Source organism: Hymenobacter lucidus (assembly GCF_020447265.1).
GTDB lineage: Bacteria > Bacteroidota > Bacteroidia > Cytophagales > Hymenobacteraceae > Hymenobacter > Hymenobacter lucidus.
Map to the genome: position 1 here is coordinate 1 of NZ_JAJADR010000017.1, position 14,673 is coordinate 14,673.

The following is a 14,673-nucleotide window of genomic DNA, read 5'->3' on the forward strand; positions in this document are numbered from 1 at the left end:
TGCACCTGGGCCTCGAACAGACCCACCAGCGTCTGGGTCGTATCGTAGGCGGCGGCCGTGGCGTTGAAGGCCTCCAGTTGCTGTACTTGCTCCAACGCACTCAGATACCCTAGCTCCGCAATGCGGTGACTGGGCGAATCCATAAGATTCTTCAAAATCCGCATATAAAGCGCCCCAACCATTTCCGCGGAAAGGCCGGACTTCAGTTGCCGGGACAACACGACGCTCATGGTGTACATATTGCCCGTCTGGTCCACGCTCAGATCCAGGTACGTGTTGGTGCGGCCGGTCCCGCTGACGTTCACCGTCGCAGGCTGGGCTTCCCGGGGCTCGGTTTTCGGCTTCTCCTTCACCGAGTTGAAGGTATGGAAGTCGCTGAAGTTGAAGAAGGTGTCAAAAATGGGATTTTCAGCGCCCACGTAATGGTTACTCAACTGCGCTATTTCCAGCAGGCTCAGGCGCTCATAGTCTTTTAAGGCGGTCAGCTTTTGATGCACCCGCGTGATAAGGCCCGAGCCCGTTTCGGCCTCCTCGATGCTTATCCGCAACGGAATGGTATTGAGGAAGCAGCCCAGAATTTTGTCGCTGTCTTCGCAGCTGGGCCGCATATTGGTCACGATGCCAGCCAGAATTTCGTTTTCCTGGCTCAGCACCTTCATCAGATAGAGGTAAGCACTGAGGGATATTGCCTTAACCGACGTGCTGAGGTTGCCGGCCAGGCGCTCCAGCTTTTTCAGCTCCTCACTGGTCAGCGTGTGGGTGCTGTGGGTGTCGGCTGGCGCGGTGGTGAAAAGGTCGATACGCTTCGAGCCGGCCAGTTCCTCGGTCCAGAAGTTGCGCATAACCGGGTCTTTCTTGTCAACCTCGTGCTGAATGATGAAATCCTTGTAGCTGGAACGCAGCGGCGTGGGAATGGACTGAGGGTTTTCCTCCAGCTGCAGATACACGTTATTGAGCTCCGTCATGAAGAGTGCGTCGCTCCAGCCGTCGATGATGGCGTGGTGGCACTGAAATACGAAGCCGATCTGGTCGGCGCCAAAGGCAAAGGCCGCCAGCCGCCAGAGCGGTGCCTGGGTTACATCGAAGGGGCGAGCCAGCTCGTCGTCCAGATAGGTCCGGATGATGTGCTCCTGCTCGGCCAGTGCCAAGTGCGACAGGTCCTGAAAGTCGCAGAACACCGGAATCTGTTTGAACACGATTTGCACCTCCGTTTCGAAACTACTGACGTCGAAGGCCGTACGCAGAATCGGGTGCTTATCGACCAGCAGCTGCAGGGCCCGACGGAACCTAGCCGGGTCGAAACCCGGGAAATTGCGCTGGCGCACCATCTGGTCGTGATACACGCTCACGTCCTTGTTTACCAGCGAGGCATACACCATGCCCCGCTCGATGTCGCTCATCGGGTAGATATCGTCGATATTTTCCGCGTCCAGTGCGTGGTCGGAAGCCAGAATCCGGGCTTTCAGGGCTGCCAGTTCGTTTACTACCGTGGCCTGCAGCTCTTCCACGCTACGGTTGCGGCGGTCGAGGCTGGCTTTGTTTTGCAGCACATGGTCGGTTAGCTCGGCAATGGAAGTGTACTTGTACACGTCGGCCACCGGAATGTGCAGATCGAGCTCCTTTTTCACCTCCGAAAGCATCCGCAGAATCTTGATGGAGTCGCCGCCCAACTCGAAGAACTTGTCGTGAATACCGACCTTTTCCTTTTCCAGAATCTGCTGCCAGATCTGAGCGAATTTCGCTTCGGTTTCGGTGCGGGGCGCCTCATAAGGCACCCCGGTGGCCATTCCCGCGCCTTTGGGGTCGGGCAGCTTTTTCTTGTCCACCTTACCGTTGGGTGTGAGCGGAAACTGCTCGAGCTGCACATAGTAAGCCGGCACGGCATACGGGGGCAGAAGAGTGCGCAGAAACCCCTGCATATCGGAGGCATTCAGGCTCTGCTCGCTCACCAGATAGGCCACGATTTCACTGTTGCCCTGCTCGGTGGGCCGGGCAACTACCACGGCAAATTCCACGGCGGGATGACCCAGCAGCGCGTTTTCAATTTCGCCCAGCTCGATGCGGTAGCCCCGTACTTTTACCTGGTCATCCTGGCGGCCCATAAACACGAGGTTGCCGTCGGGTAGCCACTTGCCCCGGTCGCCGGTGCGGTAGAGGAACTCGCCCGGCCGGAAGGGGTTCGGCGTAAACTTCTGCGCCGTCAGCTCGGGTTGGTTCAGGTAGCCGTCGGCCACGCCAGCGCCGCCCACGCATATTTCCCCGGCCACGCCGGTAGGCACCAGGTTGCTGTTGCCATCCAGAATATACACCTGCGTGTTGGCAATGGGCCGGCCGATGGTGTCGATGACAGGCTGGCCTTTTTCGTAGGCAAATACGCTGCTCCACACCGTGCATTCGGTAGGACCATATTCATTGAATAGCTTGCAGCCAGCCAGCGTAGCAGTGCTGAAATGATAGTCAACCAACGACACCGGGCACGTTTCGCCGGCCACGATAATCTGCTCCAGTGAATTCTCATTTTCCTGCAGCTCGGAGATTAACAGCTGATAATATGAAGGCACGGTCAGCAGATGGCTCACCTGATGTTCCTCGATATACCGGGCAATGTGGCCGACGTTGGCCACATCGATGCGCGAGGTGATGCAGAGCTGCCCGCCGTAGCAAAGCGTGCCGAAAATGCCGGCCACGGAGCTGTCGAAAGCTACCGAGGAAAGCATCAGAAACGACCGAACTGGGCCGTAGGTATGTTGCCGGGCCGCCAATGAGTGCATCAGATTGCGGTGCCGAATACCCACGCCTTTGGGGTTGCCGGTAGAGCCGGAGGTGTAGATAACGTAAGCCATAGCCTCGGGCGCAACCGGCCGGGGCGGCTCCACCGAGGTCGTCAGCAACTCCAATTCAATGTCGATGGCGAAAACCGCCCCGCTGTAATACGGCAGATCGAACATGTAATCCGTCTGCGTAATTAACACCGTGAGGGCCGTATCCTGAATGATGTACTCTTTGCGAGCCTGCGGATATTCCGGGTCAATGGGTACATAGGCGGCGCCGGCTTTCAGAATGGCCAGAATCCCAATAATCATCTTCTCGGACCGGTCAACCATCAGCCCGACCATGTCGTCTTGCCCGAGCTGGTACTGCTCGTTCAAGTGATTGGCCAGCCGGTTGGCCTTCTCGTTCAGTTCCTGGTAGCTCAGCACCGTGCCTTCGAACTGCACGGCCGGCTGATGCGGCGTTTCGGCGGCCTGCTTTTCAAACAGCGCCACCGCCGTAGCATCCCGTGGGTAGTCTATTATCGGCCCCTGGAAGGTATGGAGCAGCTTTTCCTGCTCATCGGCCCCGAGGTAGTCCAGTTGCCGAATGGGCTGCTGGGTGTGCTGCACGGCATCGGCCATGAGGCGCTCCAGGTGCTCGGCAAGCCGCTCGATGGTGCTGGCGTGGTACAGGTCGGTGTTGTACTGAATGCTGACCAGCAACCCGTCGCCTGCCACGGCGGAGAAGTTGAACACGAGGTCGAACCGACTCGTATACAGCTCTTCGTCTTCGTAGGCGCTTACCTGCAGCTCGGTCAGGCTCTGCTCCTGCTGGCCCTCGTGCTCGGGGTAGCTCAGAATTACCTGCACGTCGAAGAGCGGATTACGGCTCATGTCGCGCTGCAGCTGCAGGGCTTCTACCAAATCTCCGAACGGATACACTTGGTGGTCATACGCACCGACTACGACCTGCTTCACCTGCTCAAACAGCTGGCTATAGGTCTGGTCGCCGTCGAATTTGAAGCGCAAAGCCAAGGTATTGACGTAAAACCCGATCTGGTCTTCCAAATCGGCATGCTCGCGGCCGGCAATGGGCGTACCAATGATAATATCCTGCTGGCTCGTGTAGCGGTAGAGCAGTGCATTGACCGTGGCCAGCAGCCCCATAAACAGGGTACCGCCCAGATCTTCGCTCAGGGCTTTCATGCCGGCGGCCGTGGCCGGACTGATGGCCCGGGAGTACATGCCGCCGTTGTAAGTCTTGATGGGCGGGCGCACCTTATCGGTAATAAGGTCGAGCACCGGCAGCTCGCCCTCAAACTGGTGTAGCCACCAAGCTTGGTGGCTCTGGAGGGTTTCGCCGCTGAGCTGTTCCTGCAGCCACACCGCGTAATCCTTGTATTGAATACGCAGCGGCACCAATGGGTTGGCCTCCGCGCGGCTGTAGGCATTATACAGCGTCAGCAGCTCCTGAATCAGCAGCCCCATCGACCAGCCATCACTGATGATGTGGTGCATCACGTAACCAAACACCCAGGTGTCATCTGCCAGCTGAAAGAGCGTAGCCCGCAGCAAAGGCGCTTTGGCAAAGTCGAAAGGAGTGGTGAACAGCGTTTTCACCCGGTCTTTCAGCGTCTGCTGCTGGGCTGGCTCATTGCGCAGATCCTGGTAACCGATGGCAAACCCGCTTTCCTGCGCCGGCAGAATAAACTGCCGCACCTCCCCCTGCTCGTCCTGCCGGAACACGGTTCGGAGGTTCTCGTGGCGCTCTAATAGCGTATCCAGCGCTGCGGCAAAGGCCGCGTGTTTCAACTCGCCCTCAAACACGTATACCCCGGAAATATTATAGGCGACGTTGCTTTCCTCGAACTGCCCCATCACCCACAAGCGGCGCTGCGACGACGAAATCGGGTAACTGGGCTCAACCGGCGCGGGCGCAATGCTGGCGAAAGAGTCTTTCTGGGCCTGCTGGATCAGCTGGGCCTGCTCTGCTAGCACCGGGCTAACGAACAGATCCTTGATGGTTAGCTTGATTTCGAATTCTTTGTGAATCCGGCTCAGCAGGCGCATGGCTTTGAGGCTGTGGCCGCCCAGCTCGAAGAAGTTCTCGGTAACACCAATCTTCTCCCGGCCCAGAATTTCCTCCCACAAGGGCACCAGCGCCGCTTCTACGGTATTGCGCGGGGCTACATAAACAGCCTGGCTACCTAAGGCTAGCCCTTGCGGATCGGGTAGCTGCTTACGGTCAATTTTGCCGTTCGAGTTCAGCGGCAGCGCCGCAATCTGCACATAGTGATGGGGCACCATATACACCGGCAGCCGCTCGCTCAGGTAGGCGCGCAGCTCCGCCACCGACAAGTCCTGCAGGCTGACCACATACGCCACGAGCGTCTTTTCCCCGCGTCCATCCAGGTGCACTACCACCACGGCGGCCTCCAACTGCGGATGCGTGTGCAGCACGGCTTCTATTTCGCCCAGCTCGACACGGTACCCCCGAATCTTAATTTGCGCGTCCATACGGCCCACAAACTCGATGTTACCGGAGGGCAGCCAGCGACCTACATCGCCGGTACGGTATAGTCGCTCCCCTGCTTGAAAGGGATGGGCAATGAATTTCTCCGCCGTCAGCGCCGGCTGATTGAGGTAGCCGCGGGCCAGACCCGGCCCGCCCAGGCAAATTTCGCCGGCAACACCCAAGCCACAGAGCTGCTGCTGGGAATCAAGCACATAGGCCGTTGAGTTTGTAATGGACTGGCCGATAGGCAGGTTGACCAGGTCCGTAATGACGGGGTAAAAGGTGGAGAAGGTTGTATTCTCCGTCGGCCCATACACGTGCTGAATCTGCAGCTCCGGATACTGGTACCGCAGGGCGTGAATGGCGGCCGACGACAGCTTCTCCCCGCCCGTCAGAATCGTCTGGATCCCCCGGAATAGTTTAATATTGGTTTCAACAAGTTGGTTGAGCCAGCCGATGGTTAGGAACATCATGGTGATGCCCCGCTGCCGAATTTCGGCCGCCAGCAGCTCAGGGCTGAGCAGCACCTCTTCAGGGCACAGTACCAGCCGGCCGCCGTTGAGCAGCATGCTCCAGTATTCAAACGTGGTGGCATCGAAGCACAAAGCTCCGGCAGCCAGCACCACTTGCTCGTCCAGGTGCTCGACGTAATTGGTGGCCTTCACCAAGCGCACGGCGCTGGTATGCTCTACCATAACGCCCTTCGGCTGGCCTGTGGAGCCGGAGGTATACATCACATAGGCCAAGCTGCGAGCCGTAGCTGCCGACTCGGGGTTGGTTGTGGGATAGGCCGCGGCGGCCTCCCAACTGCTTTCCAGCCCCTGAGCATCGAGCACGAGGCGGCATTGGCTGTCGGTGCGCAGGTAGTCGATGCGCTCCTGGGGGTAGGCCGGGTCGATGGGCAGATAGGCGGCCCCGGTTTTGAGCACGGCCAGAATGGTGATGAGCAGCCACTCGCTGCGCGGCAGCTGGATACCGATGAGCTCATCGGGCTGGGGGGCGTAGGTAGCCTGCAGGTAGTGGGCCAGCTGGTTGGCCCGCTCATTGAGTTGCTGATAGGTCAGAGCCTGCTCGACGAAAACCAGGGCCACCCGCTCGGGCGTGTGGCGCACCTGCTCCTCAAACAGGGACATGATCGTGGCCTGCGAAGGATAGGCGCCCGCCGTAGCGTTGAAAGACTCCAGCAGTTGCTCTTTCTCGCCCGAACTTAGGTAATCCAGTTGGCTGATGGATTTATCGGGTTCTGCTACCAGAGCTTCCAACAGGCCCTGCAGATGAAGGGCTAACTGCTCTACCGTGCCTTTTGCGTAGATATCGGTATTGTATTCGATGGCAACCTGTACTGAATCACCGGCGTCGACGAAATTGAAGGACAGGTCAAATTTACTGATCAGGTTTTCCGACCGTTCGTAGCTGCTGATGGTCAACCCATCGAGCTCCTGCACTTCCTTTTTCGCGTCGTTCTGGTTCTGCACCGATACCATCACGTCAAACAGGGGGTTGCGGCTGGTATTACGCTCGAGCTGCAACGCGTCCACGAGCTCATCGAAAGGATACACCTGGTGCTCATACGCCCCTAAAGTGGTTCGCTTGACGTTCTCGAACAGCTGCCGAAAGCTGTTGTCGCCTTTAAATTGCGTGCGTAGGGCCAGGGTATTAACGTAGAACCCAATTTGGTCCTGCAAATCGGCATGGTCGCGGCCGGCAATGGGGCTGCCCAGGATGATGTCTTCCTGGTTGGTATAGCGGTACAGCAACGCGTTTACCGTTGTCAGCAGGCCCATAAACAAAGAGCCACCCTGCTGCTGGCAAAAAGCCTTCAGCGCTTTGGTGGCTCCGGAACTGAACTGCTGCGACACGACGCTACCCGAATAGGTCTGCATAGCGGGCCGGGGGTGGTCGGTGAGCAGCTCCAGCTGCGGCAATTCGCCGTCGAACTGCTGCAGCCACCATGCCCGATGCTGCTGCAGGGCCTCGCCACTTAGCTGCTTCTGCTGCCAGGCCGCATAGTCTTTGTACTGAATCCGCAGAGGTGCTAAAACCGCGTCCTCGGCCTTGATATAGGCATTATACAGCGTCAGCAGCTCTTTTATCAGGATGTCCATCGACCAGCCGTCGCTGATGATGTGGTGCATCACATAGCTAAAAATCCACTTGTGGTCTTCGGTTCGGTACAAGATGGCCCGTAGCAATGGCCCCTGCGCCAGATCAAAAGCGCGAGTCGAATCCTGGTTTACCAGGGCCTCTATTTTTTCTGCGCTGGTCTCCGTCCGCACATCCTGGAAAGCCAGATGGAAATCGGTTTTATCTTCCGGCAGAATAAACTGCCTTACCTCGCCTTCCTCATCCTGCCGAAATACGGTTCGCAGACTTTCGTGCCGTCCGATCAGGTCGCTAAACGAAAGCGCTAAAGCCGTTTGATTAAGCTCGCCTTGAAAGATATAAACCCCGGATATATTATACGCTGCATTCGCCTCTTCAAACTGGCTCAGCACCCATAGCCGACGCTGGGAGGAAGACAAGGCATAGCTACTTTGCACCGCAACCTTGTCGATGGCGTTGTAACCGTCTTTTTTGACTTTATAGGTGGAAATAAAATCAATCAGGTCGTTTTTATGCGCTCTAATCTCATCCAGCAGCTCAGTGTTCAGTACACCTTTGGGCGCTTGCAGGTCAAGCCTTCCGTCGACCAGGTCGACGTTTACTTTAAGGCTTTTTAATTTTATATACAGGTTAGATATCATTACAATAAAAATATTAAGCTTTCACCAGGCTGCCTTTTTCCGACAGTTCTATTTCCATAGCCTCAAACAAGGCCGTAATATTATCCAGGCCGAATCCTTCATAATTATTCACCCGCTGCACAATCTCGTAGAAGAAGGTAGCCCGGTCGCCAATGGGAGCCGTAAATATTTGAAACAGCAGCGCCCCATCCAGCACATCACACAGTACGCCGTGTTTCCGCAGTGGCGCCACATCCAGATTCGGGTATTTCGCAGCCAGGTTATCGTAATACGTTTCCGGATATTTGGTAAACTTCACGCCGTTGGTGCGCAGCACTTCTACCGACTTAAAAATATTGCTAGAGCAGAAAGCAATGTGCTGGATGCCAGCACCATAATTCTGGTCAATAAAGAGCTGAACCTGGGACTTGATACCATGATCAGGTTCTACCAACACGTTGTTCATTTGCTTGTTATCAGACTGCAATACCTTCAACAGCATCCCAATCTTTTTCTCGCCTGGCTTTTGTCTTTCATCAAACTGCTTGACGGTTTTGGACTGAAAGATGGAGTTGAAATAGCTTTCCCACAGGCCAATTTCATTTAGGCGCAGGGCGCAGGCTACGTGGTCAATCTTTTCGAGCGCCGAGTCCTCGCCGGTGATGTCCCAATCTCCTTCAATATTTTTATACCCTGGCATAAAGTCGCCCTGGTAGTTGTCGTAGTTAATCAGCACAATCTCATTATCGTCAAACACTTTCAGCGAAGCCTGTTCAACGAAGCCGTAATCATCGGAAAGGATTGCGGGATGCTGCAACGGAATTGCGCCGTTCTTCAAAGCGGCCTGAAAGGATTCAGCTACGTTATTTACCTTGACCGATATCTTTTTAATTCCGTTGCCGTGCAGGTCAACGAAGGACACTATCTTGTAGGAACTGGGCTGCGAGGCGGAAGTAATAACCAGCTTGATATCGTTCTTAACGATGTAGTACGAGCACCGATCCGGATAGCCGGTTTCGGGTCCGCAGTAGGCAACAGCCTTAAAGCCAAGGGCTTTTACATGCCAATAGACAACCATTTTCGCCATTCCCACATAGTATTCGATATAGTCGTACTCCATCTTCAAAAAATCAGATTCGATGATGGCATTCTGGCTTAGCTTTTCCATAGAGTAAATAGTTTATTGGGTTAGATGTAGTTTGGTCTTAAAATATTCGGCCAATCGATAAACAGCCGTGTTGATTTCTTCTTCCGAAACATTACTGAAGGCTAATCTGATTTGCTGCTTACCGCCTTCGTGCAGATAAAAGAAGGACATCGGTGTGAAGATTAGCCCGTGTTGTTCGGCACAAATAATTACTTCTTCCTTGGTTACGGCAAATGGCACAAATATCGTAATAAAGAACCCGCCCTGAGGAATATTCCAGCTTATGCCTTTGGCCCAAGCGTTATTTTCTCCGGTTAGGTATTCGTTGAAAGAAGCCAGTAGCTGGTCCCGCTTGGCCTTGATAGCCGCTATTTTTGGCTCGTTTATTTTTTTGAGGGAAAAATTATTTTTTACGAGAATACCACCAAAAACTGCCTGCGTAATAGAAGGCGTGTTAACTGTTATATAGCCTTTCGTTTTAGCCAGCAGGTCGCTTAAAGCCACCAGCTGCCCGCCGTGCTCTACCTGCTGATTGGCCACTAGTACGCCCAACCGCAATGATGGATAGAGCGTTTTGGATAAAGAGCGCAGGTAAATCACGCGCTTGTTATTATCCAGTGCTTTCAGCGTCAGTGGCGTATCGGCCTGGTAGGCAAATTCCCCGTAAGCATTATCCTCCAGAATCAGGAACCCATAGGTATCGGCTAGCTCCAGCAACCGGTGCCGGTTCTCGAGTGGCATGGCATTCCCGGTCGGATTCTGATAATCCGGAATGACGTACACGAGCTTCACGTTTTTGCCTCGGGCCTGACAAGCCAGAATTTTCTCTTCCAGCTTTAGTAGCGAAATGCCATTTCCATCCACTGGCACGGGCTCTACCTGATAACCAGCTATAATAGACAGGTGCGTGATGCCTACGTAGGCAGGGTCTTCAATTAAAATAACATCGTTTTCTCGATTGCATAGCGTAGTAATTGTTATAACCATAGCCTCCTGCGTACCCACCGTAATCAAGGTATCTTCAGGAGCAACTTCTATTTGCTCATCTTTTGCTAAATATCTTACTACTAAATCATTAATAATTCCCTTTGCTCGATTATATTGCCCGAGAGACTTGCGTATCTTCTCAGGTTCTTGGCCACTAGATGTAGCCAACCAGTCGACATAGATACCAAAATATTCAGGAAACTCCTCGATATTGAAATAATTCTCATCTGGTCGGCCGGAGGCCAGGGAAATGGCCTGGGGATAATTGAGCTGGATTTCATTCAGAAATCCCATAACATCTTCCGTTATAGCATTCAGTAACGGATTTAGCGTCAGCGCCTCAGTAGGGTTCGGTAAAATCATGGTAGCGTTTGGATTTTTGCTTGGTACAAGCGGCCGCCCCACGCTGGTGGTCTGCTTAGGGCGGAACTCCGATTAAAGGCCAGCGGCCGACTGGGGCCGGCCAACTCAGCAGCCACCTCCAGCGGCAGAATAGCCGGCAACCAGATCCGGACGTATATCCGAATCTGGTGTGCGCTGCTAACGTTATATCGATACTCGCTCTACCTCACCAACCTCGAACAGCTCGTTGTTGGCCCAATAGGTTTTCTCTATCTCACCGGCAATACCCTCGATAGTTGGGTTAGCAAAAAAGGCGGGGAAGCTGAGCTGCACATCGAATTCTTTGTGGATTTGGCTCAGTAGGCGCATGGCCTTGAGGCTGTGGCCGCCCAACTCGAAGAAGTTGGTGGTGACGCTAATCTTCTCCTTACCCAGAATTTCTTCCCAGATAACAACCAGCTTGGCTTCCAGCTCGGTGCGGGATTCTGTGTACTCTGCCTCATCGGCAAAGCCGAGCTCCTGCACGGCCGGCAGCTTGTGGCGGTCCAGCTTGCCATTGGCATTTAAGGGCAATGCCTCCAACTCTACGAAATAGGCCGGCACCATGTACGCCGGCAGGCGCTCATTCATATACGCCCGCAGCTGGGCTACTGGCAGCTCCTGCTTACTCACAACGTAAGCCACCAGAGAACTGTCGCCGGCGGCATCGGTCCGGGCCTGCACCACCGCGGTAGCAACATCCGAATGGCTTTGCAGCACGGCTTCTATTTCGCCCAGCTCGACGCGGTAGCCCCGGATTTTGATTTGAGCATCTACGCGGCCTACAAACTCCAGGGTACCGTCGGGCAGCCAGCGGCCCAGGTCGCCGGTGCGGTAGAGCCGCTCGCCTGCCTGAAACGGATGGGCAATGAACTTCTCGGCTGTCAGCTCAGGCTGATTGAGGTAGCCGCGGGCCAGGCCCGCGCCACCCAGGCAGATTTCGCCCACGACGCCCACGCCGCAGAGTTGCTGGCGGGCATCGAGCACATAAGCCGTGCTGTTGGCAATAGGACTACCAATCGGAATAGGCTGGTCGGTTACCTGCTCGATGGGGTGGCAGAGTGAGAAGGTCGTATTCTCGGTGGGGCCGTAGCCATTGACAATCAGCAAGGCCGGGTACGCCTCTTTCACAGCCTTGATATGCCGGGGCGAAAGTTTATCCCCTCCTACCAGTATATACTTGAGGCCACTGAAAAGCTCCAGATCCAGATCAACCAGCTGGTTGAACCAGAATGAGGTGAACCAGGCCGTGGTGATTTGCGCATCCAGTAAGTAGTGCTTCAACCGCTGAATATCGAGCAAGTGCGCCTGCGGTACCAGATGCAGGGTGCCGCCGTTGAGCAGCATGCCCCACAGCTCGAACGTGGTGGCATCGAACGACAACGAGCCGGTTTGCAGCAGCTGGTCGCCGGCGCGCATCGGTACGTAGTTGGTATTCCGGACCAGCCGGACCACGCTGCGGTGCTCAATCATGACGCCTTTGGGCCGGCCCGTAGAGCCGGAGGTGTACATCACGTAGGCCAAGTCCCGGGCCTGATTCACGGCCGGCAACTGCTCCTTGGAGAATGAATCGGCCTGCTGGTGGAAGTCCCTGAGCTGTGCCTCGTCGAGAAGAACCCGGCACTCACTGTCGGTCAGCATGTAGGCAATGCGCTCCTCGGGATATTCTGGATCGAGGGGCAGATACGCGCCCCCGGCTTTGAGCACGCCCAGAATGGTTATCAGCCAGTCGGCGCTCCGCTCCAGCCGAATGGCAACCAGCTCATTGGGCGCTATGGCATACTTCGTGCGCAAGTACCAGGCCAGCTGGTTGGCCCGCTCATCGAGCTGCTGATAGGTAAAGGTCGAATCGAGGTGGACCAGCGCCGGCTGCGCGGCATACTGCGCCACCTGCTCTTCAAACAGCTCAATGATGGTTTTGTCGGCCGGATACACCGTGGTTGTGGCGTTAAACGTTTCTACCAACACTTCCTTCTCGTCTGGGCTCAGGTAATCTAGGGCCTCAATGGTGAGAGCCGGATTGGCCGCTACCTGCTCGATGATGCGGGTAAAATGCTCCTGCAAACGGCTCATCAGCGCCGCATCATACACCAGGCTGTTATACTTGAACTGGAAGCGGGTAGCCTCGCCGGGCACGACAATCAACGTGAAGTCGTAGTTGGTTTGCTCAAAGCTATCCGACACCTGCAACGTCACGTTGCTGGTAGTGGCATCCATGCTACTCTGCACCATCTCGGCCACGGGGTAGTTCTCAAACACCACAATGTGGTCAAAAAGAGCCCGGCCCGAGTCGCTGTTGGCCTGAATATCGGCCAGCTGGGTGTAGTGGCTGTCGGTGCCTTCGATGGCGCGCTGCTGCACGCTCTGCAACAGCTCCCGCACGGGCACCCCGGCAGAGGTCTGCACCCGTACCGGAATGGTGTTGATAAACAAGCCAATCGTTTCTTCAATGCCTTCTATCTCGGCCGGACGGCCCGATACGACGGCCCCGAAAACCACGTCATTCGTTTGGTTGTAGCGGCTTAGCAACAGAGCCCAAGCGGTTTGCACAAACGTATTTTCCGTGATTCGCAGGTCTTCGCACAACGATTTCACCGCCTGGCTTACTGGCTGACTCAGGGTGAAGCTCAGGTTATGCAACTCAAATCCGTCGTTGTCCTTGGCCAGCAACTTAGGCAGGGAGCTAACGGTATCATAGCCCTGCAGGTACTGCTGCCAATAGTGCTGCGCAGCTTCCGTGTCGCGGGCCAGCAGCCACTTGAGGTAGTTGGAATACGGATGAACCTTGCCCAGTTGAGGCTCTTCATTATGGATGAAGCCCTGGTAAATCTGGAAAAACTCTTTGATCAGCACGCCGGTGCACCAGCCGTCCATCAGGATGTGGTGGTGGCTCCAGATAAACTCGTGCGTGTGCTGGCCCAGGGCCAACACCGTCAGGCGCATCTGCGAGCCTTGGCGCAAGTCAAACCCGGCCTGTCGGTCGGCTTCCTTAAAGGCTGCCAGCGAAAAGGTTTTATCATTCGATACATCGATGTACCGCATGCCGGAAGGCACTTGCTTCTGCACAATCTGCAACACGTCCGGGCCAAAAGCCTGGGTGAAGCAGGTACGCAGCATGGCGTGACGCGCTACCAGCTTGTCGTAGCTCTGCTGCAAGCCATTGATATTCAGCTCGCCCTGTAACTGATATGCAGTTTGCTCGAAATACGCTTCGGGTAAATTCAGCCAATGGTAATACAGCCCTTGTTGCAGCGGACTCAGCGGGCACACATCCTCCAGCGAGAAGTTCTCAGCCAGATTCCAGACGTTCTCCACGCTCAAATCCTTGAACGTGAGGTCGACGGGGGTAAGCTGCGCGGGCTGCTCTTGGGCCAATGCCTCGAGTAGCTGCTCCAGCTCCTGGGCCCAGGCGGCAACCAGTTGCTGCATGGTGGCTGCCGAGAGGCGGCCCGCGTCGTAGCTCACCATCAGGCTCAGCTGTCCGCCCACGACCAGGGCCGAGCCGTCCAGCAGACTCGTGCGCCCGTGCAGCGGACTCACTTCCCGGCCCGAACTCTCTTCACTGAACGTAAATAGCGCGGGGCCTTTTTCGTCGGTCCCCGCCACACCCCCACCAAAGTCGCCCAGGTAGTTGAAAGTTACTTCCGCAGCCGGGCCCGGCTGCTGCCCACCCAGGTAGGTGAGCACGCCGTAGCCCAGGCCCTTGTTGGGCACCCGGTGCAGCGTCTCCTTCACCTCGATGAGCTGCCGAATCCGCGCCTGGGGTCCGTGGCTTAGGTCGAGCACGACGGGGTAGGTAGTGGTAAACCAGCCCACCGTGCGGCTCACGTCCAGGGCCGCGTCGCCCAGGGCCTCGCGCCCGTGGCCCTCGAGCTGCACGCGCACTTTCGCTACGCCCAGCGTGGCACGCAGGGCCAGGCCCAGGCCCGTGAGCAGCACATCGTTGCTGTCGGTGTGGTAGGCCGCGTAGCTCTGCGTCAAGAGCCGGCTCGTCAGCTCAGCCGACAAGCTCTGAGAAATCACCGCCCCCGTGCCGGCTTCGATTCCCGGCACCTCCTCCACCGGCAAGGGCGGTACGGTCTGGTTGGCTACGTGTTGCCAGTAGGGTAGTTGCTGGGCCAGGGCCGAGCTCTGGGCATAGGCCTGCTGCTGCTGCTGCCAGTACTG

4 protein-coding genes are annotated in these 14,673 nt (G+C 56.1%); all 4 read right to left on the reverse strand.

The genetic code is table 11. The features are described from left to right. A partial coding sequence (locus LGH74_RS24690; RefSeq protein WP_226180858.1) for a non-ribosomal peptide synthetase occupies positions 1-8,012 on the reverse strand: 8,012 nt, incomplete at its 3' end. Between the two features lie 13 nt (positions 8,013-8,025). Continuing rightward, the gene (locus LGH74_RS24695; protein WP_226180860.1) at positions 8,026-9,159 is read right to left on the reverse strand and encodes a 4-hydroxyphenylpyruvate dioxygenase family protein; all 1,134 of its coding nucleotides are present in this window, start codon (positions 9,157-9,159) and stop codon (positions 8,026-8,028) included. Positions 9,160-9,171: 12 nt separating this feature from the next. Beyond that, positions 9,172-10,488, reverse strand: a complete 1,317-nt coding sequence (locus LGH74_RS24700; RefSeq protein WP_226180862.1) for an aminotransferase-like domain-containing protein — start codon at positions 10,486-10,488, stop codon at positions 9,172-9,174. A 183-nt stretch (positions 10,489-10,671) separates the two neighbouring features. Next, positions 10,672-14,673 (reverse strand): non-ribosomal peptide synthetase (locus LGH74_RS24705; protein WP_226180864.1); only part of this gene is annotated, 4,002 nt, incomplete at its 5' end.

Bases quoted from the DNA above. Each gene is read 5' to 3' on its own strand.
- LGH74_RS24695 (WP_226180860.1), bottom strand. From the start codon at position 9,159: ATGGAAAAGCTAAGCCAGAATGCCATCATCGAATCTGATTTTTTGAAG.
- LGH74_RS24700 (WP_226180862.1), bottom strand. From the start codon at position 10,488: ATGATTTTACCGAACCCTACTGAGGCGCTGACGCTAAATCCGTTACTG.